Raw genomic sequence first — 25,340 nt, 5'->3', positions numbered from 1 at the left:
CAAGGATATTTGCATCATGCCGGATACCGCACAAATAAAAGGCGTATCGAGATGCTAAAACTGGAAGAAATGGCCGAGATCCGGCCGGGGTATCCCTTTCGCGGCAAAGTTCCAATTACAGATGATGGCGAAGCCTATGCTGTTCAGTTTCGGCACATGGTTAGAGATGTGATTAGTGATAAGTCAGGAGCTACGCTTGATCGGGTTAACTTAACAGGTAAGAAAAAGGCCAACTTTCTCCTGCCGGGAGATGTAATCTTCATGGCAAAAGGAACACGCAACTTGGCAGCGGTAATTCAGGAAGTGCCCGAGAACACGGTCTGCACCCCGAATTTCTACCATATACGCCTCAAGCAAGGCACAAACCCTCTGGAGCCGCACTTTTTGGCCTGGCAACTGAATCACAGTGAAGCACAACGCTATTTCGCCAGCTGCTCACAAGGGTCAGCCTCTACAAGCATCACAAAAGCGCAGCTGGGCAGCCTTTCCCTTTCAGTCCCAAGCCTGGAGAAGCAGAACCAGATTGTTAGCCTTATCCAGGCTGCTGAACAAGAGAAAGAGATTCTTTTGCAATTAATTGAAAACCGTCAGCGCATGATTGACAGCATAGGCCAGCAACTCCTGCACCCCAAACAAGGAAAAGCATAAGCATGAGCGACACCAATGTAAGCCAGGACAAGATCAACAGGGCCGTATGGAGAGCCTGTGACACCTTTAGAGGCACAGTGGATCCCAGTATCTACAAGGACTATGTGCTCACAATGCTGTTTGTGAAATACCTGTCGGACGTTTGGCAGGACCATTGGGAGGAATATCAACGCGAGCATGGCGATCACCCGGAGCTGATTAGGGAATTAATGCAGAACGAGCGCTTTGTTCTGCCACCAGAAGCCAACTTCTACTCTCTGTACGAGCGTCGGCACGAGCCAGGGAACGGGGAGCGCATCGACAAGGCATTGCATGCCATCGAAGAAACCAACATTCAAAAGCTCAGCGACGTCTTCCAGGACATCAGCTTTAACTCTAACAAGCTAGGCGATGAGAAGCAGAAGAATGAGATCCTGAAAGACCTCCTGGAGGATTTCCACAAACCCGAGCTAAACCTGCGGCCCAGTCGCATCGGGCGGCTGGACATCATCGGGAACGCCTATGAATTCTTGATTGCTGAGTTCGCATCGACCTCCGGAAAGAAAGCCGGGGAGTTTTATACCCCCGCGGAAGTCTCCGAACTGATCGCCGAACTGCTGGCCCCCAAAGAGGGGGACGAAATCTGTGATCCGGCCTGTGGATCAGGCTCTCTGCTGTTGAAATGTGCCAATCAGATAAGAAATGCCCATAACGGCTCCAAACGCTTTGCACTCTATGGCCAGGAGGCTATCGGCAGCACCTGGGCGCTGGCGAAGATGAACATGTTTCTGCATGGTGTAGACAATCACAAGATTGAGTGGGGCGACACCCTCCGCAACCCCAAGCTGCTCGACGACAAAGGTCGCCTGAAGCTGTTCGACGTAGTGGCTGCAAATCCGCCTTTTTCCCTGGACAAGTGGGGGCATGACGGAGCAGGTGACGACCCCTATGGCCGGTTCCGCCGGGGCGTTCCCCCCAAAACCAAAGGTGACTACGCCTTCATTTCGCACATGGTGGAAACTCTCAAACCCAAGACCGGCCGCATGGCGGTGGTGGTGCCCCATGGCGTGCTATTCCGGGCCTCCAGCGAAGGCAAAATCCGCGAACAGCTAATTGGGGAAAACCTGCTCGATGCAGTGATAGGGCTACCGGAGAAGCTGTTCTTCGGCACCGGTATTCCGGCGGCGATTCTATTGTTCCGCCAAGACAAGGGCGACGATAACGTACTGTTTATCGATGCTAGCCGAGAATTCCAGCCGGGCAAAAACCAGAACGCCCTCTCCGGCGAGAATATCAGCAAGATTGTCGAGACCTACAACGCCCGTGCCGATGTGGACAAATACGCCCACTTGGCCACGCAAGAGGAAATCGCAGAAAACGATTTCAACCTGAATATCCCCCGCTATGTCGATACTTTCGAGGAAGAAGAAGAAATCGATTTGATGGCGGTGAGAGCTGAGCGCAAACAGCTGAAGGAGAAGCTGGCGGGACTGGAGCAAGAGATGGAAGCCTATCTCAAGGAGCTAGGCTATGGACAATAAAAATACAGTTCATGAACTAGAGTTAATGCAAGCTCGCATTGACTTTGTCCCAGAGGGATGGTCATTTTCAAAAATCGCTGACGTGTTTCGTGTAAGAAACAACCTCAGAAAACCAATTAGTGAAGAAGAGCGATCTAAAAATCCTGGGCCATACCCTTACTATGGCCCTACAAAAATTCAAGATTATATTGGTTCGTATTGTCAAGATGGAGCTTACGCTCTAATTGGTGAGGATGGCGATCACTTCCTCAAGTTTCGTCATCAGAAAATGACCCAACTAGTCGATGGAAAGTGTACAGTTAACAACCATGCTCACATTATTGAGGGCACAGGAATCGCATGTCGAGAATGGTTCTATTATTATTTTATGAATCGCGACATCTTCAGTTTCCTAACGCGCCAAGGTGCCGGCCGATTCAAACTTAACAAGGCGGCCCTTGAGAAGATCCCCCTTCTTATCCCGCCAATCGACGAACAACGAAAAATCGCAACAATACTCTCCACCTGGGACGAAGCCATCACCTCCACAGAGCTGCTTCTGGCTAAAAGTAAACAGCAGAAAAAAGCCCTGATGCAGCAATTGCTGACGGGGAAGAAGAGGTTGCCTGGGTTTGATCAGGAATGGAGGGAACTGACGCTTGGTCAGCTTTTCAGTGAGCGAAGGGAGGTAGGCTCTACAGGCCTTCCACTCCTTTCCGTCACCTCAGAACATGGAATTATCAATCGTAACGATGTAGGGAGAAAAGACACATCCAGTGCAGACAAGTCAAAATATCTCAAAGTCTGTCCAGGAGACATTGCCTATAACACCATGAGAATGTGGCAAGGTGTGTCATCCCTATCCAGCCTGGAAGGTATAGTTAGCCCAGCTTACACCGTACTGAAACCGGAATACGGAATGGAATCTAGGTATGCTTCCTACCTTTTCAAGCTTCCAAAAATAATCCACCTATTTTATAGGCATTCTCAAGGCCTTGTGTCTGACACCTGGAACCTAAAATTCAAACATTTTTCGAGAATCAAGGTTTTTGTTCCCGATCCAAATGAGCAGAAGGCTATAGCAGCTATTCTAGCTAAACAAGACGAAGCTATTCACTCTCTTAAAAGGCAGATTGAACAACTAAGACAAGAAAAGAGAGCCTTAATGCAGCAACTTTTGACCGGAAAACGTCGCGTCCTAGTTGTTGACGCTTAATGCGAGACAGCTAGAAGCTCTTCACAACAATGAATTGGAGACTATCTTGCCGGATAAGATGACCCCCAACACCAGCGAGCTGTACGCCTCGCACATCCCAGCCTTGGCGATGCTGATGCGCTTGGGGTGGGATTATCGTTCAGCAGAATCTGTGATGGCATTGCGGGACGGGTCTACGCGTGAGGTATTACTCCGCCCAATTCTGATTGATTATCTGCGTCAGTATCGCTTTGAGTACAAGGGTGCCACCCACCCACTCTCCAGTGAAGGCATACAGCAGGTACTAACCACCCTTGCCGCGCCAGGTCTGGCTGAGGGACTAATGACTGCCAACGAAGCAGTCCATGACATGCTCACACTGGGCATTACCGTCAACGAGTTCATGCCTGATGGAAAACGACACGCTACCACTGTTCCACTCGTAAACTGGGACCATCCAGACCAGAACAGCTTTATCATTACCGAGGAGATGGAAGTTCAGAACGCAGCAGCCACAGGTAATCGACGCCCTGATCTGGTTGGTTTCCTGAACGGCATACCGGTTACTGTTATAGAGGCAAAACGCGCCGCTTCCGGCAATCCCAATAAATCAATGATTGATGAAAGTGTCAGTCAGATGATCCGTAATCAGGGTGTTCAGGAAATCCCCTATCTCTTTGCCTTCGCCCAAGTCTTAGTGGCAGTGAGTCAAACGGAGGGGCGCTACGGAACAACCCGAACACCCCGCAAATTCTGGTCAAAATGGGAAGAAGAAGAGTTTAGTGAAGCTGATCGTGAAGCCATTAAGAATCAGCCCCTTTCCCCGGACCAGGTGCAAGCCCTCTTTTCGGATAAGCCCGCAAAGGTTCGCCGTCATTTCGAGAAACTCTGGGATAATCCTGTATTGCCCACAGAACAGGATGAACTATTAATCGGGATTCTCAGCCCAAAACGACTACTTTCCTTGCTGCGTTACTACATCCTCTATTATAAGCACGACAAGATCATCGCCCGTTACCAGCAGTTCTTTGGTATAGAATCCCTGCTGCGCCGCATCACTGGGGTGGATGACGCAGGCTCCCGTCATGGCGGGGTGATCTGGCATACCACTGGCTCCGGAAAATCATTCACAATGGTATTCCTGAGCAAGCTACTAATCCTCCATGAAGCGCTCCGACAATGTCGCGTTATTGTCGTGACAGACCGTGTTGATCTGGAGAAACAGCTTTCTCGCACCTTTGCTGCCTCCGGCGCCTTGGGACTGACCTCAACCAGCTCTGGCGACCCTGGTAAGGCCCGCATGTCCACTGGTAAAGAGCTTGCATACCAGATTGGCAAAGGTGATCAACGTGTAGTTTTCACCTTAGTGCAAAAATTCCTTTCCGCTATCAAACTGAAAGAATGCCATAACCCCAGTGAAAACCTGCTGGTACTCGTCGATGAAGGTCACCGCAGTCACGGCGGAGAGAACCATCAGCGCATGCGCAAGGCTTTACCCAACGCAGCCTATATTGCCTTTACCGGCACACCGCTGATGAAGAAGGATCGCCGGGAAACGGAGGACACTTTCGGCCCTATTGTTCATGCTTATACCATGCGCCGGGCTGTCGAAGACGGCACTGTTACTCCACTGTTGTATGAAGAGCGCCGCCCGGCCCTGGACATCAATCAGAAAGCCATCGACAAATGGTTCGAGACCATCACTCATGGCCTCAGCGATGAGCAAAAGGCTGACCTCAAACGAAAATATGCTAAGCGGGGAGCGGTGTATGGCTCAGAGGGGCGGATCCGTCTGATTGCCTGGGATATCGCCCTTCACTTCAGTGAAAACGTCAAGAAGCTAGACAAGCCGTTAAAAGGTCAGCTGGCCTGTGACAGTAAACTCTCCGCTATCCGCTACAAACGCTTTCTGGATGAAACCGGACTGGTGACCTCTCGTATCGTGATTTCACCACCAGACACCAGAGAAGGCCACAGTGAGGTAGATGAAGCGGAACAACCCGAAGTTCAGCAGTGGTGGAAGGACAATATGTCCGGCGACGCGTATGAGTACGAGCGTGAAACCATTGAGCACTTCGGCATGGACGGTGATCCGGACCTTCTGATTGTGGTGGACAAGCTGCTGACTGGTTTTGATGAACCACGCAATGCGGTTTTGTACATCGACAAGCCGCTCAAAGGCCACAACTTGATCCAGGCGATTGCCCGTGTAAACCGGCTGCACAAGGAGAAGCAATATGGCCTGCTCATCGACTACCGAGGCATCCTAAAAGAACTGGATACCGCCATTGAGACCTACAAAAACCTCGAAGAGCACACTCAGGGTGGCTTCGATATCGATGATATCGAAGGCCTGTACGCCAATGTTGATACAGAGTACAAGCGGTTGCCACAGCTTCATAAGGAAGTATGGTCTTTCTTTTCAGGAGTGAAGAACACCAGCGACGCAGAAGCGTTCCGCCGGGTACTGATTCCGAAGTACGCCACGGATGAAGATGGCTTGGAATACGACATCCGTCAGGAAGTACGTGAGAATTTCTACTCCGCTCTGACCGAATTTGGCATGTGTCTGCAGGTGGCGAGGTCAACGCGCAATTTCTTTGAGGACAAGTCCTTCACAGAGGCAATGATCAACACCTATAAGCGAGACCTGAAGTGGTTCATGGAATTACGCAAAATTGCTCGCCAGGACGCTCAAGAGACGGTGGATTACAGCGCTTACGAGAAACAGATCCGCAAGCTGGTCGACCGAGATGTGGTCGGAGTAGAAGTCCGCGAGGGAAACGGGGCTTACGTCGTGTCCAAGTTGGGCGAAAAGCCGGAAGACTGGGACGACGAAAAGACCCGAAATGAAGCCGACACCATTCGCACCCGGACCCGAAAGACCATCGAACAGGATCTGCAGGATGATCCCTATGCCCAAAAAGTATTCTCCGAGCTACTAAGAAAGGCTATTGAAGAAGCTGAGGCCCTGTTTGATCACCCAACCAAGCAATATGCACTATTTCAGGAATTTGAGGAGAAGGTTACAGCCAGAAAGACACCAGGCATTCCCGATTCACTGGATGACAACCTTCATGCCAAGGCTTACTTTGGCCTGTTCCGGCTTGTAGCCGGGGATGACACTGTGGACACAAGCCTCGACTCAGAGCCTGGATCGCTTGAGCGGTTGGCTCGCCAAATTGATGAAGTGACACATTCCGTGGTGGCCCAAAACACACTAAACCCCACTGGGGTAGAGAAAGGGATTCGCCGGGAGTTGCTTCCGGTCTTGTTCAAGCGATTCGGCTTGGACACAGCCAACGAGCTGCTCGACAAGGTGGTTCATGTCGTCCGCCTAGGCCTTCAGAATGACTGACATAGAAACGGCAAAGCCTAATCATAGCGTTCAGTATGGTGAGCGCCGGCTGGCATTTCTTTGGCGACAGAGAGACAGAAATACCGCCTCAGGCCAAAGAAAAGCCCGGATTCATGTCCACCCGAACGGCTTGATTGAAGTTGAGACCCCAACGGATACCTCTCTTCCTGAAGCAAAGAAAGCCTTGTTGAAGCGTGCACAATGGGTAAGCAAACACCTAATTGAGATAGAAGCCCGCCGCGCAGAAGTGCTGGAACGTGAGTATGTCAGCGGTGAATCAGTTTTCTATTTGGGGCGACGCTACACACTCAAAGTGGTCGCAAGCGATCAGATAGAAAAAACCAAGCTCCTGAACGGCAGGCTTCGCGTAGCCTTGCCATCGCCGCACCCGCATGAGGTTAAGCAGGCAATGGATCACTGGTATCGTTTCAGAGCTGAAGATGTCTTTTCCCGGCGCCTTGCCGAGATAAGCGACCGATTACCCTGGGTTAAAACGCCCCCCCAGTGGGCAATTCGCGAAATGAAAAGCCAATGGGGAAGCTGCTCCCCCTCAGGACGAGTATTGCTCAATCCAAACCTGGTCAAGACCCCAACTCGGTGTATTGACTATGTGATACTTCATGAGCTTTGTCACTTAAAGGAACACAACCATAGCCCTCGCTTCTACAGCTTGCTCAGCCGCGCAATGCCCGACTGGGAATCAATTAAAGAGCGACTAGACAGCATGTCGGAGCTTTACCTTAATCACTGACACTACACTCATAGGCGCAGACATGAGTCTCGCCAGATGAATTGCGCCGATTTTCCACCCTGATGTCGACAGGGCTGCAGCCTGCAGCCCCATTTGGTGACTGTCATATTATTGGGACATCCACTTACGAACAGGAGAAGTCCCATGAACGTCATCGCGTTTGGACACAATCTGGATAGCGCCCCTTATCTCGACATCAAGTTTCTCGACTTTCAATGCTCCCGATGCCTCTACCAATTGAAGAAACTGGACAGATTCCCCAATTCCCTGCATCTCCATTGCCCCAGCTGCAGTGAGAGCGGGATTATCGAACGCTCCACCACCATCGCTGCAGAGTGTCTTCGCAATGGAATTCAGCAAGATGAGAGCCCAATCAGGACGAATAGAGTACCAAATAGACCTCCCCAATCGCCCCTTTAAGCAGGAACTTCGGCAGCCCCGTCTCCTCCCTGAGGTATAGGTAGGCCTGTTTCCGGGATTTTGGATACCCTGAGTAGGATGAATCCGTGAAATACTGCAAGGCGGAATTTAGAGCCTTTTCACGAGTCCTTTGTCGCTGGGCCGCAATCATGGATTGGTGGCGTTTGACCAATGCACTGACTGCAGTGGGGTATCGGTACTCAAGGTACCCAACCGAGACGTTAAGCTCAGCCGCCACTTCCTTCATCGGCTTAGGGCTGACACAGGGATCCAGGTATCGACGGAGTTTGGACTGAATCGCATCGTGGTTTCGCTTCTGCCTGGACTTTCGTTCGCAGAACCCCGCCGGTAGCTCACACAGCCATTTCTGACTCAACACCTGCGTTGAGTGGATGGCATTGCCTGATATCAGGGTATAGAGATCAATCCCCAGCCCATAGCAAAGCCGCCTTGCCGTACTGAAGCTGACGGGCTTCTGTTTATGGTACAGACTGATCCATTCATCTCTTGGAAATGCCTGATACAGCTCCAGCTCCTTACCGTTTCCCCAATAGTGGTCAAACAAGTCCCGTAGTGAACGCCAAATCCCGCCTTCCAATTCAGCAGTAAAAGGCTGCTGCGCCATATCAACGAAGAACTGATGAACATCTGCACCTTTCATTTCCCAGCTACGAGCAATTTCAGGCGCGGGTTTGTCCGGGTTTCGGGTGCCCAGGTGTCTGCCGCATTGCTGACAGAATCCAATCGCCCTTTTCCTTATGTAACCCGTCTGCCTACAACTGCAGAATGCACACGTAGATATCAGCTCTGTTCGATGACTCGGGCAGTGTGTAATAGCTGACAGATGCCAGATCAACTTGAAGAAGGGCTGCTGCCCCAGGGCCTGCCACTCACTCATGCACTCAGGGCACCACCGGAAGCCTGGAGCAACCTCATTGGGGGACCTACCAATATCGCTGGTCATGAATAAGAGCCGTGATTGGGATAATTCCAGCCCAGTCAGCTTCTCCAGAGCGCCCTGAATTGCTGCGCTGGAGCGATTATTTCTCACCATCTCAGCGGGTTTCAGAAATGCGGGAACAGGCTGGGTTTCACTATCAAGATGCGTAAGCGCTGACGTTTGTTTGTTGATGTGTCGCAGCAGTTCGCCAACGAATATCCCATGCTCATACGCAACCCGGTACACATAGGAAGCCAGAGATTCAACATCACAGGTTCCAGCACCCTCCAGATCGATTGGAAATAACATATCAGCCATCTCCCCCTGTCCGATTGCCCGGTGCATATCGCTTGGGCTTACGCTGAAATGGCTTGCCCTTGCTCTTTGGTGGCATCACTTTCATTGCTCGGTCACGGGATGATTGTGAGTGTGCATCTGCTGGCTCGAACAGTTTTTCCCCCTGATAGATCTCCTCAGAGATAGCCGCCAAATCAGCTTTGGAGAACATGACTTCCTTAAGCAAGGCTGGTGACAATTGCTTTCCCGTTGCATGAGAGCGAGCAACTGCACGGCCAAGCCAGTTGCGGAGGAGACCGATGCAGCCAAGAGAACCGTGATATAGCATCTCCGCGGACTGAGTCAGCACCTGTTCTATGGCAATGTCCGCAATAATCTGGTCGTAGGTGGCCAGGATTTTCCCAAACTCCGCCAGATCATGATCCGTTGCATAGTATCGAGGCAGGTGGATCTGGGATTTCCTGCCGATCATGTGCGGTGAATGACCGATTACTTGCAGAATCGGGTAAGCGCCCACCACAACCAGCACCAGCCCGCAGGTTTTCGCCATGCACTTCCAGGAGTCCATCACCGCGTAGCCGCCCTGAGAATCCTTGCTTACATAACGGACATGTTGGGCCTCATCCACAAACAGGAATCTGGTCTTTCTCAGGCGAAAGGCATTCTCCAGTGCAAAACGGAGTGTGGGCTCATTGGTCCTGTCAGCCTTGGTATTCGCAGGCCCATCACTGAATTCCTGCCCTATTACTCCATAAATGGGGTGCCTGACCGCCTGATGCAGCTTTAATGTGAATGCTTTGGTAGAAAACCGCCCATGAGGACCGGTGTTTTCCGCATCGACGATAACAGCGGGAAGAATCCCGTCCCGCTCAAAGTCGATCTCGCCACACAGTAAACCAACCAGTTCAGTAATGAGCTTCGTTTTCCCTGCTCTGGAAGGCCCAGTAATGCAGACCACATCACCGGGAGAAGCGAGGGAGAGCGCCGCGAACGCCTCTCCAAGTGCCAGCTGCCAGTTACGATGCACGATTTTTGTGCTGTTTAGCTTTGAGATAACCTGGGGAGCCTTCATCGCGATACCTCCCATGATTCTGTTCTCAATGGCTCGACAGATGCTGCTCGAATTCTTGTGAAAATATCGCCAGGGACTTCATCCCCTTCGGACTCTGTTTGAATGTTGATTACCGGGGTAGACTGATCATCAATCACATGATCCATGTCCCTGATGATCCGAACCAGATCCTCATCTGCTCTTTCTCGAATCACCCGTTTATCTCTAAGCGCTTCGGTTACCTCCAAGGATTGGACATGCTGCTCAATAGGATCAAGAGTCACATACTCAGCTGCTCGTGATGTGAAGCAGGATATCCAACGATTGTTCGCACCGGCATAGACAAGGTGCGGATTCTCAACATCCGGCCTTACTTCCAGGTCTTTTTTTCTCCCAGTTATCGCACTGAGATCTGGGCTCCAGTAATACATGTCACCAATATGCAAGCCTCTCTGCCGGTCGACACTGTAAGAGGTTGTCTCAACACTGGAAGCGATCAAAAATTTGTGATCCAACGAGACCTTTCTTGCTATATATGGAAATTCTTCTTGACTGGTCTTGAGAAGACAACCTGGTGATTTGCCCCCCGGGCTTACAGGTTTACTATTCCTCCAATCGATAAACGCAAGAAGCTCCCTATAAAAATCATAGGGTCTAAGGATGGCATGTTTATCAGGAGAAAAGCTTCGATCGACGGATCGTACTTCCTTGTAATCAGCGGTGTTGCCTGGGCGGCTTGATAGCCACATTCTTTTGAAGTCTCCAAAGAGTCCTTCAATCTCAGAGCCAAAACGGGGGTGAGCACTTGGCCGTAGAGAAAGGTTGACCTCCTGATCAGCAAGAAGAGACGCAAAATAAACTGATTTGAATTCAGCACCGCGATCTACAATAAGCTCTGAGGGCAAACGCCCATGCTTCCTCACGCAATCACGCATGACCTTGGCCACAGATCTGCGGGACGGGGGAAGAAGAGACATCGACATTGAAATCACGGCACCGGAATAAACATCGATCATCCCGGTGATCGTTGGTCTGGCGGTGTAGACATAGTCACCGCCGCTAAAAATTATCACGTAAATATCAGCTATATAGTGATCAACCGAGGCTGTTTTCCATGCATATGACGGCTTAAGCCCTCGGTACAGAACAGGAGAGGCAGAGGCTCTTGAATTAGCAAGTCGTTTACCGCCTCTCTGTTCACCAAGCGACTCACCAGAAGCTTTCTTTAAATGATCCCAAAAAGTTGCCCAAGAGACTGGGTCGGATCCTAGGTGCTGTTCCTTTGAATGAACCCTATAAGCTATATAGCTTCTATAATCTGATATACCGCTCTTCTGACCATGCTCGTTTTTTAGATACTCATCAAGAACTCTTATCACTTGAACTGGTGCTTTCCTCTTTCGGTTTCCTGAAAGGTGATAATCAGGCAACAATGACTGAAAAGGGGTCAAACCTCGCCCCGCACCTTCTTTTACCTTCGCTAACCAGCGACGTGTACTTCTAGATTTCTCTCCTGCAGCTATTCGATTCAGTCTTTCCAAGGCTTTTTCGGCCCTGACTGATGATGGAGCAAAATCCATACCTACCGTAATCTCTTCGAATTGCGAAAATGGCCTCGATCGATTGATAAATTTTAATCCTTGATCCAAAAAATCTTGTCGCAGGGAAACGAGAAACCCTTTTGGAGAAGAAATGAGGGCACTATCCAGATCACCAAGCATAAGACCATCATCGATCATCTGAACTAGCGGCGAGTAGTCGGAACACCCCAGGCTTTCTTTAAGTTCATAAAGGGACATCCAGACATGATCTGAAAGTGACTTTTGAATACAACCCCACTGACATTGTGTATACTTCGCGCCTTTTCTCGAGAGGAGAAGGCTCTCAAGATTAGCTATTTTGTATCTCAGTTCGGACCGATAGCAGAAAACGGAATGAACTAAGCCCAGTTCAGCGAAGCGCTTTTTAGCTGGCACATACTCAATCCTTCCGGACTCACCTTCCTTCCAGTTATGAGGCGAACCTTCCAGAAGCTCTTCTACTGTTTTCTGGTCTTTAACCTCAACAATAACGATTCCTTCCTGTCCGATCACCAGAAAATCAGGTGTATACCAAATGTTCCTGGGCCGTCCATTTTTGTCTTTAATTGTGACTTTAATCTGCTCTGGCTGGTCCCAAAACTCAAGCACCCGGCTGTCATGCTCGCATAGTGTCACGAAGGCCCTCTCAGGCATCCTGCTTTCTGTCGAAATCGTCATCCCCATCTTCTCGGATGACACAAATGAGACAACATTACTCTTGGCCGTGGTGCCCACCATCCTGGATGGCTCGGAATTACGCACCCTCTCAACGTACTCCCTTGCCAGCCCTTGCAGGCCGACTTGGCGGCAATAATCCTCAAACTCGCGTTCACTAAGCATAAGTGCACCCCTCCCGAGTATTGAGAGCCGCTACCAAACAGGCATAGGGGCTCCTCAAGACCGGGATCTTGATATCAAATGTTGACGTCTCGAAATGGGGAAGGGATACTGGAGGCTACCAGACCGAAGGTATTCCTTCCCTAAAAGCCGAGACCTGTAACGGGTTTCGGTTTTTTTGTGCCTATGCCATTGTCAGCCTCCTAAATATTTAGACTCAGTGGGACTCGCTTAGACATCAATCATGTCATCGACACTCTTGGCAACATCTTCAGCCTTAGCATAGAAACCTGTTTTACGTGGAAAGCGGTGTAACTTCACCGGAAGGGTACCCCGTTGATGGGCTTTTCTGACTGCATGCACAGAGGGGTACCTATAAAAATCCGCTAGCTGCTCTAAATCCAGCAATTCACCATACCTCGCCCGGATCGAAGCAAGCCTCCCAAGTGGAATCTCAGAATCAATCGCATTACTGCTCTCAGCTGACATCACCGGTCTCACGCAGTCGAAAAACACCCTTGAATCTACATGAGTTACGTGCAAACTTCCCGGTAAAGTTAGCACCAAAAAAATGAAGATATTTTACAGACGACGATGGCACTCTCACCCTTCGATCAAATTTCCTCATTCCTAAACATTAGGACCAGGAAGCCCCGCACATCCGTTAGCAAGCTTCAGACTAGAGTCTGGATTGATTGCATTTTGCGCGAACACCAACTAGACAAGACTCAGCTTGAATCCAGGCTATCTAATGGTTCTGATCCAAAAGGACAGGTTTACAAATGGCTAAGAGGCGCCAACTGCGTTACTGAATCAAAAGTACGTCAAATAGACAGGGTGCTTCCAGGATCAAAGGAGGTATTCAATCTTCCTTTGTTTGACTTACTGCAAAACAGACCCATCAAAAAATCAGAGCTAATACGTTTGGTTTCACCTTATAGCGACAACAACGATGATTTGATCTTTTGGCGACTACCAGAAATATACAAAGGCGAAGACGATGGAATCTCTATTCCAATCATTCTCCCTGACAACCTGGATATGCTTTACCAACGAGGAGGGATATTCAGTTTCATTGCGATACTTTACATAGTCAGGCGATCGGAGTCTGAAGGGGACGCCTATCTGCACCTGGAAGCAGTAAAGCATGCCTACAAAAGTTTCCCTTCATTAGCTCGTCACCAGGATTTTATTGGTCACTGGCAAGACATACTGAAAGCATTTCAACTGATTCATCTTCGGGTACCGACCTCGGCGCTATTGGTGCAACCTGACATTGATATCATCAAGAAACAAATCGAGTCAGAACATTTCATCACGCTCAGAGAGCTCAGACCAAGGCACCCACTAACACACCGCTTTGAAGATAACGAAACGCCTTATAAAGAAGCCACAATCCCATTTAATGATTAAATGCATCTGATCAAGCCAATACACACAATCAGATCACGTTAACTGAATACCCCGTTTCGAATTCGACCAATTAAATCCTCTACATCTCTCACGCCTACCTCCGTCGCTGAACGCAACAGTGGAGCCTCGCCATTCAAAACATCCCTTGCCGTCCGCATCCATGTGGCTGCCGACTGTTGATCGCCATCCATCATAGATGTGGCCAGGTCGAGCACCCTGGCCAGCCTGACGACTCTGTCTGACTCATCCGGACGCAAATAGCCACCGGTCTTTCTACGGCTCATGGTGGAGGGAGCGATCAGAAGGGCCTGGCCAAGCTCACTGCGGGAGACCTGAAACGCTGCCTGGAGGTCGAGAAGAGCCCGATAAGGCAGCCCAGCCTTAACCGCATCAATTAGCCTTGATTGCTCAGCTAGCGGCACGCCTGCTATTCGCTCAACGACGGTCTTATCTGAACCAGGCTTCTTTTTCATTACTTACCCTCTAACAGGCCACCTTAAGGCCTTGCACACTATTGACTATGCAACATCAAATTTATAGGCTTGGCGTACTCTGGCAAGTTAAAGCGCTGGAGGCTGATTGGTAACACCGCCGTCAAGCAGAAACTGGACGATCCAAGCTATTACTGCGTTTCGCAGAACCAGCTTGAAGCCTGGCTCGATGCTGACATGGTGTACAGAGTGCTTCATAGCATTCCTCCGATTACATTATACATTAGAGTATTTTTGCGGCGTTGCCTGATCCAACAGATCACGGCATCGAAGGTCGACTTGGGTGATTCTGACATCTCCCTGCTTGGCCAAGCGGTATCGTAAGGTTCCGCTCGACGGTGGCACCATGCAAGCGGCCGCAGCAAGCTTGCCGCCACCGGTTCCAGAAGGCAAAGAATGCAGAACGCTAAGCACGACTGGTATAAAAGACGTACCTACGCTCACTTTGACCGTCCATTATCCAGAGATAAAGCCGAAAGGCTGGTCACTTTCCCGGCCAACGTAGCAAGCCATGCCTTTTGGCCTGTGATCCTAAACCCGCAAGAAACCACCTCGAAGAAGGAGGTTTCTGGCCGAAGAGTCCACAAGACAAAGCGCCGACCAATTGCCTATGCCGCGCACAGTGACTCACATATTTACTCTTATTATGCTCATGACCTAAGCAACCGTCTGGAAGAGCTATACCAGAAAGAGGGCGGAGATCATGTTCTGGCTTACAGGCGCTTCGACGTCCCTAAATGCAACATCCACTTTGCGCACGAAGCCTTCAGCTATATTTCCTCTCACAACCCATGTGATGTAATTGCAATTGATGTTGAGGGGTTCTTTGATGCTCTAGATCACCAAGAGCTCAAAAAGCAGTGGAAAATGATCCTCAACGAGCAAAGTCTTCCTAAAGATCATTATGCCGTTTACAACGCCTGCACAAACGGCTCAGCTGTAACGCTCCCGGAGTTACGAGACCTATTCGGAGGAGAGGTTCGGCGTCGCGCAGGAGCTTCGGGTGCGGCAATTTGCACCACCAAAGCCTTCAGAAAGGAAGTAAAGCCATTATTGCGCCACCGGCATGACATAGTCTGGGATATCAAACGGAAATCCAAGCCAACTCAAATCTCAGGCATCCCACAAGGGTTACCGATTAGTGCCGTCTTAGCCAACCTTTACATGTACAGTGCAGATAAACGCCTGAACAAGCTCATTACTGAGCTGGGAGGCATTTATTGGCGATACAGCGACGACATCCTTCTGGTCGTACCTTCTGGAAAGGGTCAAGAGGCCGAAAATAACGTAATAACTGAGTTAAACGCAGTAAAGCTGACCATCAATAACGACAAGACTGTCAGACGCAGGGTCAGGCCTAGAAATGGCACCATAAGAAGCTACTCTCTAAACGACAGATACTCAGAGGGAGAAGCAGCCCCAGTCACGTACCTGGGCTTCAACTTCGATGGTGAAGAAACAAGGGTCAGAGACTCCACCATCTCTCGATTCATGATTAAAGCCCACAGGGCCATTGAAAGGGCAAAGATTGCAGCATCAAGCCGGAAAAGCCCTCATCTCAAGAAGCGTCAACTATATGCAAAGCTAACGTCCATGGGGTACGGATCGGCTTATGGCAATCACGTCTACACCCGTGAAGCCGGCTTTCTACCAAAAGGGGCACCACGACTAGGATTCTTTAGCTATTTAAAGCTAGCCCAGAATGTGGTCGGAGGAGAGGCTCTTAACAGGCAGCATAGGCAGATTGAATCAAAGATACACAGGGCCATTCATAACGCTGAAGAAAAACTAAAGGCCGAGCTTATCGAAACTTAGATAGGGTCTGAGGCTAAGGAAATTGAAAGCTGACCAGGCCACCAGTTGCAAGCACTCACATACCCGCAATAACTTCCCCCTTAAAGGCCGGACAAACTATGCCATCAAAATCCGGCCAACTTATGGTTACACGAACAATCATTGTTCTTGTAACCATAGTTTGGCCGTTTTGGACAAACTATGGTGATAGTACCGGGATAGTTTAGGACTCCCGTGAGCACCCAAGCACAGCGACAGAATCAAATTACTGAATTTCATCAAGGACAGCCAAGTCCATCGCACCGATGGCCTCTCAGGTTACTCGCACAGATGCGGCAACCGCCCTACCAAAGATCAATTCCCCATCGCTTTACAACAAATGCCAGCAGCACAAAACTGGCAAGAGTGATAGCGGCAGACAGCAACATCGCAACAGCAAAACCCCATCGCTCCAGCATCATCGGGAACAAGGCAAACATGGGCAGGGTCGGCAGGGCATACCAGAAGGTATACCAGGCGTGATTTGCCAGCTTGTAGGAAGGCTGGCCATCCAGATAGAGCCAGAACAGCACCATCAAGGTCACGACGGGCAGGGACGCGATCAACGCGCCCAGCCTATCACTGTGTTTGGCGACCTCAGAGACAGCAACGATCACTGCTGCCGAGACGAGATACTTGATTATTAACATCGGCATCACCGCTTCCTCCTGGCCGCCCTTGCGCTGTTATTCGATGCCCTTGAACTGGCCGGTGAAGTTGGCATCGTAAACGCTACCGGTTTCGGACATCAGGATATACAGGGTTCGGCCCTCCTCCTCATGCTCCATAGCAACGATGTAATAGCCCGGCCCGGATTTACTGATGCCCACCTTCTCTTCAGGAAGGTCTTTCCAGCTCTCATCCAACACACCAAAGCCCATGCCCCGGTCTTCCTCGGTGAGCTTCACCGCTACGTATTTTGCGATGCCCACAGCCTGCTGCTCCGAAATGGGATCATGATCGCCACCGTGGGAGAATGCCCGGCCAGAGACAGCCAGTACGGCCACTATCATCAACGCCTTGATCAATTTCATTTTATTGTCCTGTTATCGGTTAATGTACGTGAGCCTCACCACTGCCATGGCGGTGAGGTTGGGCATCGGCTTGTTCTTCAGCTTCTTCGATTATGGGCTGGTTGCTGCCTTGTGAATCCTGTTTTTCCATCTCCATATCACCCATATCCATATCGAAGCGCCTCTGATAATCCTTGAGTGGAGAACGCGCGGCATCCATATCTTCATGGGTATGGCTGTGGTCATCCTTGTTGAGCGGGAATTCATCGGGATGAGCAGAATGCAGATAGCCATGCAGCTGCATCAACAGCAGCAGCACACCCAGCATCATCAGCAGCCAGTTGGTGGCACGGCTGAAGTGTTTGAACGACTCGGTGCGACGCCAGCTGGACAACAGGAACAGCATCACCGCCAGGGCGGCAATCTGCCCAGCCTCTACACCAAGGTTAAAGGCCAGGATGCGCAACACCAGACCGTCTTCTGCCAGAGGCAACTGCTGCAAACGAGTAGAAAGACCAAAGCCGTGAATCAATCCGAAGGCAAATACCATCCACATCAGATTGGGCGACTTCATCTGCAAATAGCGTTTAAACCCACCCAGGTTGTCGAACGCCTTGTAGCAGACTGTCAGGGCAATGACCGCATCCACCAAATAGTAATTAGCACGGATGCCATACAAGGTGGCAAACACCAAAGTAATGGAATGCCCGACGGTAAACGCCGTAATGAACCGCACGATGTCATTAAAGCGGGTCAGGAAGAACATCACGCCAAACAGGAACAGCAGATGATCGTAACCTGTCACCATGTGCACAGCGCCAAGCTCGATGTATTCCATAAAGCCAGCGTTCAAGGCCCTTGCCTGGTCTTCGGCAGACATGCCATGGGCCATGACCACGCCAGTCGCCAGCAAGGCGAGCAGTCCAATCCAGAATCTTGTTTTCACCCGTTTTTCCCCATTATGGTTGGTTTACGATATGAGCGCTCTTGCCATTCACCAAACGGTACAAGGCAGGGAGCACGAATAATGTGAGCACGGTGGAAGAAAGGATGCCCCCAATGACCACCGTGGCCAGTGGACGCTGAACTTCCGAACCGATACCCGTGTTAAGCGCCATCGGCACAAATCCCAACGAGGCCACCAGCGCGGTGGTAATGATGGGACGAAGCCTTGTTACCGCACCTTCAATAATGGCCTCATCCAGTGCCACACCATCCCGCATCAACTCGCGGATAAAGGACACCATGACCAAGCCATTCAGAATGGCAATCCCGGAAAGAGCGATAAAACCCACGGCTGCAGAAATTGAGAACGGAATATCCCGCAGCACCAGCAATAACACCCCGCCGGTCAGTGCCAGAGGCACACCGGTGAAAATCACCAGCGCATCCTTGAACGAACCGAGCGCGAAATAGAGCAGCGCCACGATCATCACCAGCGTTAATGGCACCACCAACGTCAGACGCTGGCTCGCAGACTGCAACTTCTCGTAGGTGCCCCCGTATTCCACCCAGTAGCCTGAGGGCACGGCGACGTCATCATTGATAGCTGTACGTACGTCGTCCACAAACGAGCCCAGATCACGGCCTCGCACGTTGGCTGTAACCACCACCCGGCGCTTGCCGTTTTCCCGGTTGACCTGATTAAAACCATCCACCAGTTCAATGCTCGCCAGTTCCCTTAACGGCACAGCCCCTGCGCCAGGCACCTGTACCGGCAGATAACCCAATGCCTCCATGTCGGTACGCTGTTTTTCGGCCAGGCGCACCACGATGTCGGCACGACGATCCCCTTCGTAGAAACGACCTGCCACCTCACCGCCCAAGGCGATGGCCAACTGAGACTGCAGTTCGGCCTTGTCCAGCCCGTATCCGGCCAGAACGGAATCGCGGGGAGTAATGGTCAATACCGGCAGGCCGGTAACCTGCTCCATCTGGATATCCGCTGCCCCTTCGACCCCGGACACCACGCCCTCAATCTGCTTGCCCAGTGCTTCCAGCTGTGCGAAATCATCACCAAATACCTTGATGGCGAGCTCCGCCCTTACCCCGGCCAGAAGCTCATTGAAGCGCATCTGGATAGGCTGCAGAAATTCGTAGCGACTGCCCGGCACGGTATCAACGATAGCCGATAGTTCTTCCACCACCTGCGCCTTGGGCTTGCCAGGGTCCGGCCACTGGTCACGGGGCTTGAGGATAATAAAGTTGTCCGCCACGCTGGGAGGGACCGCATCGGTGGCCACGTCCGCCGTACCGATCTTGGCAAACACCCGTTCCACTTCCGGCAGCTGACGAATTTTTTCTTCCAAGGTTTCCTGCATGGCGATGGCCTGTCCAAGCGAGGTTCCCGGAATCCGCAGGGCATGCATGGCAATATCGCCTTCGTCCAGGTTGGGCACGAACTCGCTGCCCAAGCGGGTGGCCAGCACTACCGAGCCCAGCACGGACAACGCGGCCACGGCCACCACCAGAGTGCGCATTGCCACGGCCTTGCGCACCAGACGCTGATAACCATTACGCAGCGCGCTCATGGCGCGATGCTCTTTCTCCTCCACCGCATCCCGGAACAACAGGGCGACACAGGCCGGAACAAAGGTCACCGACAGCAACATGGCGCTAGCCAGTGCAATCACCACGGTCATGGCCATGGGGTGGAACATCTTCCCTTCAACACCGGTCAACGAGAAGATGGGCAGGTATACCGCCGTAATGATGAACACGCCAAACAAGGCCGGACGGATCACTTCCCGTGTCGCGGTAAAGACAATATCCAGCCGCGCACGCTGCCCCAGAGTCTTGCCCGGCACCTTCGCCTGGCTGAGACGCCGCAAACAGTTCTCCACGATGATAATGGCGCCATCCACCAGCAAACCGAAGTCCAGCGCCCCGAGACTCATCAGGTTGGCACTGACCCGGGTTTGCACCATGCCAGTGATCGTCATCAGCATGGCGATAGGAATGACTGCAGCCGTCAACAGGGCTGCCCTGACATTGCCCAGCAACAGGAACAGGATCACGATCACCAGCAGCGCGCCTTCCAGCAGATTCTTCTGAACCGTCTGCAGGGTCTTGTCGACCAACCCGGTGCGGTCATACACCGCCGTTGCGGTTATCCCTTCCGGCAGGCCCGCCTTGATTTCCTCCAGCTTCTCGCCCACCGCGCTGGCGACGGTACGGCTGTTCTCACCCACCAGCATGAACACCGTGCTCATCACCACTTCACGACCATTCTGGGTAGCCGCCCCAGTGCGCAACTCCAGCCCTTCTTCCACACTGGCCACATCTTTCAGCCGCAAGCGTGCGCCGCTGTCGGTGCGCAACGGGGTGTTCGCCAGCGCCTTCAGCGAGGTCACCTGGCCGGGCACGCGCATCAGCCACTGCGCCCCGTTCTGCTCAACGAAGCCGACACCCCGGTTCTGGTTATTGGCCTCGACCGCAGCAACCACCTGTTGCTGTGTCACTCCCGCCGCCAGCAGGCGAGCCGGGTCAATGGCGATCAGGATCTCGCGCTGGTAGCCGCCAATGGGATTGACCTCCACCACACCGGGCACACGCAACAGCTGTGGGCGAATGATCCAGTCATGTACTGAACGCAGGTCTATGGGGGTGATCGGTTTGCCATCCGCATCCACCGCGCCCGGCTCGGCATCCACAGTGAACATGAAGATTTCGCCCAGACCGGTGGCAATCGGCCCCATCTCGGGCTGGAGACCAGCAGGCAGGTCCGAACGCGCAGCCGACAGACGTTCACTCACCAGTTGTCGGGCGAAATAGATGTCGGTGTCATCGCCGAAAATGGCGGTGACCTGGGACAGCCCATAGCGTGAAACCGAGCGGGTGTACTCCAGCCCTGGCAGCCCCGCCAGTGTGGTTTCCACCGGGTAGGTCACCCGCTGCTCCACTTCAAGCGGTGTATAGCCCGGCGCTTCGGTATTGATCATCACCTGTACGTTGGTGATATCCGGCACGGCATCAATCGGCAACCGGTTGAAATTCCATAGCCCCAGCAGTGACAGCAAGGCCACGACCACCAGTACTAGGCGGCGGCGCTCAATGGCGTGTTTAATAATGGCTTCAAGCATAGTCTCAGGCCTTTAGTGATCGTGGGAAGCGCCGGACTTTTCAACGTCCGCCTTGAGCAGGTAGCTGTTACCACTGACGTACTCAGTGCCTGGTTTCAGGCCACCCAGCACCTCGACCCACTCTTCATCTTCACGGCCCAATTCCAGCATGCGCACTTCGTACTGCTCGCCCACCTTGGCGAACACCACCGTAAAATCACGGAACCCCTGCAGCCCGGTTTTCTTCACGGCCAGCTCGACAGGATGTTGCGCCACTTCAATCTGGCCAGTGACAAACTGGCCCGGTAGCCAGCTCTCCGGCAGCGACGCCAGCGAGACGCGCACCGTCTGTGCCTGACCGGCAGCCACCTGCGGCGCCAGGAACGTCACCTTCCCCGTGACCGTGCCGGAGCCATCGGCCAGCACCAGCTGCACATCAGCACCCGGCTTGACCCGTGCCCGATCCATGGCAAACACCGACAGTTCAGCCTCGGTTTTTGACACATCAATAATGCGGGCCAGCGTTCTGTCCCCGGTGGGCTCGCCAGCACCACCGTCAAGCGAGGCGATCACGCCAGACATGGGCGACCGCAACGCATAGGTGCGCAAGCTTTCGTTGCTCTCAATGGTGAACAACACATCGCCACGGGCAACCTTGTCGCCCAGCCCCTTGTGCACGCGGACAATTTCGCCGTCAAAGCGGGCGCGAACGGCGCGCTGTCCGGCAGGCGGCAGGACCAGAGAGCCGTAGGCCGTCACGGTTTCATGCAGGGTCGCAGGGCCTGCCACTTCAGTCACCACTCCCATGGCATCGGCCACCGCCTGCTCAATGGCGGTACGCCCTTCGAAACTGTCGTACTGCCATTGGTACTGCTGCCCCTGGTGCTCGGCTGATACCGAAACCACAAAGGAGTGAGGCTCATAGATTTCCATGTCGCCGCGCAGAAAGTCCGCTTGCGGGGCAAAACCGATCTCGTCGCGCACATTGCCAAGCCGCGTCAGCACCACCTGCAAATTCACTTCCTCTGGATCGACGGGCTCACCGTCATTGCTGATCCAGGCGCGATACTCCGGCGGCACCCCCGTTTCAAAAATGGCCAGTTCCACAGCAAAATCACCGTCACGCAGCATCAGTCCGCGATGCGGCCCCTTCTCCGGCTCCGCTTCCTGCTCCTCTGCGGCGCCCGCAGCCAGTGTCACCAGCGGAAAAACCAACAACATCCATACCGTCACCAGCAAGCCGATGGGTTTACGAAAAACATTCATTACTTCTGCTCCTTACTGTCTGCAGAGAAGGTCTGTGCAGAGATTGCCAGGCCGGTGAGGCGCTCAATTTCGGTAAGATTGACGTGAGAGGCCAGCTGCGTGTTGATCAGTGCCAGCCGGGCATCAAGCAGCTCCTGCTTGACGGAGATCCACTCCAGATAGCTGAAGCGACCTAGCGAATATGCCTCATTGGCTGCGCCAACGGCTTGCTGCAAACGCGGGATCATTTCTTCACGCAGTGCGTCAGCCTGGTGGCGGCTATGCTGCAGGGCCTGGTAGAGCTCGAACAAACGGGCCTGCAGGCGACTTTCCTCGGAAATCGCCATGGCTTCATTCAACGCTTGCTCAGCCTCCAACTCACTGACCCGCGCCTGATTACGGCGCTGATTACCCAGAGGGATCGCGACACCAGCTACCACGCCAAAATCATCGGTGGCTTCATAGCGGCGCACGCCCGCAGAAAAGCGCCAGCGAGACAGGGCATCTGCTTTGGCCATGGCCATCTCTGACTCATTCACCCGTGCCTGGGTGAGGAATCGAGTCACCCGTGGGCTCTCTTGCAGTTGCTTCTCAAGGTCTTGCAAAGACACCAGCTGCTGACTGGTTTGTAACTCTCCCAACAGAGCAAAGTCGGCGTCATTGGCTTCCCCCCACTGGGCAGCCAGATGCTGCCGAGCCACAAGCAGCTCGTGATCCAGATCTTCCACATCCAGCTTGCGACGCTCCAGCTCCACCTCAGCGCGCAACACATCCACCCGCGAAGCACGCCCAGCGCGACTGCGGCGGCTAAGCTCATCCAATGATGATGAAGCGTTATCGCTGGCCAGTTTTGCCAGTGCCAGACGCTCCTGATAGGCCAGCGCAGTTAGAAAAGCCTGGGCCGTGCGGGCCGCCACGTCGTAACGCAGCAAATCCTGCTCAATGGCTGCGACAGACTGCTTTCCTTCTGCCACATCGACCCGGCTTTCGACCTGCTTCCCCTCCAGGGCCCAGCTCAGGCTGAGCGTGGCTTGGGCACTATCGGCACCTTCATAGATGCCACTCCCCAACACGTCCTCAACCTCCAGCTGAATCTCTGTTCCGCGACGAACCTCTGCCTGGCGAACTTGTGCCTGCGCGGACTGCGTCCGGTAAGCCTGTGCCTTGATCTGGGGATGCTGCGTCAGACTTCGCTCTATTGCCTGAGAGAGCGTCAGCTCAGCTTCCGCAGCCACCAGTGGCGGCGCGAAAGACAGCACTCCCAATACCATCAAAGGCACCAATAACCGATTGGCAATCGGTTTTTCGGTCGTAAAAACAACAGGAATTCGACTCATCAGAACACTCTTAATGAAGAAACAAGGTTTCCAGAAAATGGTGCACAAGATCCACACTGGCGGCACTGCATAGTGCCGCAACCACCACCACAACGCCGACCAGCACCACAGACAAACTGCGGTGATCGGCCGGGCCCAGCAAATGCATGATCCGTCGCTGAACCGCATGGGCAGCGAAATGACAGCTCGCCCGATACGGTTGCTGCTGCCGAAAGCGGGCCGCCAGTTTTTCCACATTCAATAACGACTGGGCAATCGCAGAGGGATTTGGATAGCGGCGCAACACCCATTGGTCCGCTCGTTGCTCTTGCACCAGCTCAAGCTCCGCCTGCAGAAAGCGGCGCACAGGAGAAGGGTAAGCCCCAACCAGCAAGGTAAACAGGCTCTTCCATAGCGGGTCATGGCGAGCAATATGGGCCTGCTCGTGGAGGCTGATGATGAGCCGTTCCTGCTCCGAAATAGATGAAGAGAGCCCTCGGGTAATAAAGGCCTTCGGTGACAGCAACCCCGCGACAAAGGCCATGGGCACATCAGCATCCAGCTCGGCAAATCCACCTTCGCGGCTCTCACTCAGTGAAGTGAGAAGCGAGTATTTGCAACTCTGAACCCAGACCCTCCAGGCCCCAACAGCCAATACGGCGAAGATCGAAAGCAGGGACAACGCCAGGAACACCCCATGCCAGGATGTTGGTGAAAACAGGTAAGCATGGTGCCAATGGATGATCCCGGCAAGCCAGGAATCAGAGGCGGGAAACCATTCCGGCATAAATGACAGGACGACCGCTGTCCCGCCTGCAATCAGCGGAAAAAGCGCAAACAACCACAGCAAGTTGTGACGAGTGGCGAGTGAGTAACCGGGAAAACGAGACATCAGCAAACGCACCACGATGGCGGTGATCACCATACCGCCCAGCATCCCGAGCATCAGGATGGTAAACAGATGCAGCCACAATGCTGGATACCCGAAGATCATTTGTCAGCCTGCTCCGCATCTGCCTCACGGCGGGCTTCGATCAGCTTTTCCAGCGCCTCGATCTGCTCGTCAGACAGCTTTTCCGAGAAGGTACTGAAAGCGGCGATCAACGTGCTACCGGGGTCCGCGCTGTAGTCCTCACCAATGCCCTCGATCAATTTGCCAATAAAGGCCTGACGATCCATCGCAGCCTGGTAATGGAATGCATGCCCCTGCTTTTCACGGCGCAACAGACCCTTCTTATAGAGGCGATCCAGGGTGCTCTGGATGGTATTCAGGGTACCACCACGCTGCTTTTCGAAATGCGTGTGCACGGACTTGGCATCCGCTGTCCGCCCTTTCCAGAAATACTGCAGTACCTGCTTTTCAAGCTCACCCAGCTGCATAGCCGTCCGCCA

19 protein-coding genes are annotated in these 25,340 nt (G+C 52.7%); 7 read left to right on the top strand and 12 right to left on the bottom strand.

Going from position 1 to position 25,340, the window contains the following annotated elements:
* Positions 1–51: 51 nt before the first annotated feature.
* From A15D_RS07105 to A15D_RS07085, 5 genes are read left to right on the top strand one after another with little or no spacing between them, the layout of a single operon-like run.
* Positions 52–648 carry a restriction endonuclease subunit S gene (locus A15D_RS07105; protein WP_158245789.1) on the top strand — a complete coding sequence of 199 codons (597 nt, stop codon included), beginning with the start codon at positions 52–54 and terminating at the stop codon, positions 646–648.
* A gap of 2 nt (positions 649–650) precedes the next feature.
* The gene (locus A15D_RS07100; RefSeq protein WP_102791362.1) at positions 651–2,168 is read left to right on the top strand and encodes a type I restriction-modification system subunit M; all 1,518 of its coding nucleotides are present in this window, start codon (positions 651–653) and stop codon (positions 2,166–2,168) included.
* Positions 2,158–3,363 carry a restriction endonuclease subunit S gene (locus tag A15D_RS07095; RefSeq protein WP_102791361.1) on the top strand — a complete coding sequence of 402 codons (1,206 nt, stop codon included), beginning with the start codon at positions 2,158–2,160 and terminating at the stop codon, positions 3,361–3,363. The genes A15D_RS07100 and A15D_RS07095 overlap by 11 nt, the downstream gene beginning before the upstream one ends.
* Before the next feature lie 46 nt (positions 3,364–3,409).
* The gene (locus A15D_RS07090; RefSeq protein WP_233192137.1) at positions 3,410–6,700 is read left to right on the top strand and encodes a type I restriction endonuclease subunit R; all 3,291 of its coding nucleotides are present in this window, start codon (positions 3,410–3,412) and stop codon (positions 6,698–6,700) included.
* Positions 6,693–7,451, top strand: coding sequence for a M48 family metallopeptidase (locus tag A15D_RS07085; protein ID WP_102791359.1), 759 nt, complete (start codon positions 6,693–6,695; stop codon positions 7,449–7,451). Before A15D_RS07090 ends, A15D_RS07085 begins: the two co-directional genes overlap by 8 nt.
* Before the next feature lie 373 nt (positions 7,452–7,824).
* Here the strand turns inward: A15D_RS07085 and A15D_RS07080 are convergent, their stop codons facing one another.
* From A15D_RS07080 to A15D_RS07070, 3 genes are read right to left on the bottom strand one after another with little or no spacing between them, the layout of a single operon-like run.
* Entirely contained in the window at positions 7,825–9,129 is a 1,305-nt protein-coding gene (locus A15D_RS07080; protein ID WP_158245788.1) for a TniQ family protein, read from the bottom strand.
* On the bottom strand, positions 9,122–10,195 hold the full coding sequence (locus A15D_RS07075) for an AAA family ATPase (RefSeq protein WP_102791357.1): 1,074 nt from the start codon (positions 10,193–10,195) through the stop codon (positions 9,122–9,124). The genes A15D_RS07080 and A15D_RS07075 overlap by 8 nt, the downstream gene beginning before the upstream one ends.
* Complete coding sequence (locus A15D_RS07070) at positions 10,177–12,579, bottom strand: TnsA endonuclease N-terminal domain-containing protein (RefSeq protein ID WP_102791356.1); 2,403 nt, start codon at positions 12,577–12,579, stop codon at positions 10,177–10,179. The genes A15D_RS07075 and A15D_RS07070 overlap by 19 nt, the downstream gene beginning before the upstream one ends.
* Before the next feature lie 699 nt (positions 12,580–13,278).
* On the opposite strand from A15D_RS07070, the gene A15D_RS07060 reads away from it, so the two are divergent.
* Positions 13,279–13,989, top strand: coding sequence for a hypothetical protein (locus tag A15D_RS07060; protein WP_146026858.1), 711 nt, complete (start codon positions 13,279–13,281; stop codon positions 13,987–13,989).
* A 38-nt stretch (positions 13,990–14,027) separates the two neighbouring features.
* Here A15D_RS07060 and A15D_RS07055 read toward each other — a convergent pair whose 3' ends face one another.
* Positions 14,028–14,462 (bottom strand): antitoxin Xre-like helix-turn-helix domain-containing protein, encoded by a 435-nt coding sequence (locus A15D_RS07055; RefSeq protein WP_102791353.1) that lies wholly within the window; start codon positions 14,460–14,462, stop codon positions 14,028–14,030.
* A gap of 414 nt (positions 14,463–14,876) precedes the next feature.
* Here A15D_RS07055 and A15D_RS07045 point away from each other — a divergent pair, with 414 nt between their 5' ends.
* Entirely contained in the window at positions 14,877–16,295 is a 1,419-nt protein-coding gene (locus tag A15D_RS07045; protein ID WP_102791351.1) for a reverse transcriptase domain-containing protein, read from the top strand.
* Positions 16,296–16,618: 323 nt separating this feature from the next.
* On the opposite strand, the gene A15D_RS07040 is transcribed toward A15D_RS07045, so the two are convergent.
* The 8 genes from A15D_RS07040 to A15D_RS07005 are packed head-to-tail and all read right to left on the bottom strand — an operon-like array spanning position 16,619 to position 25,328.
* Complete coding sequence (locus A15D_RS07040; protein WP_102791350.1) at positions 16,619–16,969, bottom strand: DUF3147 family protein; 351 nt, start codon at positions 16,967–16,969, stop codon at positions 16,619–16,621.
* A 30-nt stretch (positions 16,970–16,999) separates the two neighbouring features.
* Positions 17,000–17,347 (bottom strand): DUF6488 family protein, encoded by a 348-nt coding sequence (locus A15D_RS07035; protein ID WP_102791349.1) that lies wholly within the window; start codon positions 17,345–17,347, stop codon positions 17,000–17,002.
* Between the two features lie 19 nt (positions 17,348–17,366).
* Complete coding sequence (locus A15D_RS07030) at positions 17,367–18,272, bottom strand: HupE/UreJ family protein (RefSeq protein WP_233192136.1); 906 nt, start codon at positions 18,270–18,272, stop codon at positions 17,367–17,369.
* A gap of 13 nt (positions 18,273–18,285) precedes the next feature.
* Positions 18,286–21,408 carry an efflux RND transporter permease subunit gene (locus A15D_RS07025; protein ID WP_102791348.1) on the bottom strand — a complete coding sequence of 1,041 codons (3,123 nt, stop codon included), beginning with the start codon at positions 21,406–21,408 and terminating at the stop codon, positions 18,286–18,288.
* A gap of 12 nt (positions 21,409–21,420) precedes the next feature.
* Complete coding sequence (locus A15D_RS07020) at positions 21,421–22,653, bottom strand: efflux RND transporter periplasmic adaptor subunit (protein WP_102791347.1); 1,233 nt, start codon at positions 22,651–22,653, stop codon at positions 21,421–21,423.
* Positions 22,653–23,969, bottom strand: a complete 1,317-nt coding sequence (locus A15D_RS07015; RefSeq protein WP_158245786.1) for a TolC family protein — start codon at positions 23,967–23,969, stop codon at positions 22,653–22,655. Before A15D_RS07015 ends, A15D_RS07020 begins: the two co-directional genes overlap by 1 nt.
* Positions 23,970–23,979: 10 nt before the next feature.
* Entirely contained in the window at positions 23,980–24,942 is a 963-nt protein-coding gene (locus A15D_RS07010; RefSeq protein ID WP_102791345.1) for a M56 family metallopeptidase, read from the bottom strand.
* Positions 24,939–25,328: a BlaI/MecI/CopY family transcriptional regulator gene (locus A15D_RS07005; protein ID WP_102791344.1), complete on the bottom strand. Its 390-nt coding sequence runs from the start codon at positions 25,326–25,328 to the stop codon at positions 24,939–24,941. Before A15D_RS07005 ends, A15D_RS07010 begins: the two co-directional genes overlap by 4 nt.
* Positions 25,329–25,340: the final 12 nt, after the last annotated feature.

The organism is Alcanivorax sp. MD8A (genome assembly GCF_002888555.1).
In the GTDB taxonomy this organism is placed as follows: Bacteria; Pseudomonadota; Gammaproteobacteria; order Pseudomonadales; family Alcanivoracaceae; genus Alcanivorax.
The sequence above is the reverse complement of the archived record's forward strand: the minus strand, read 5'-3'. Positions and strand labels throughout refer to the sequence as shown.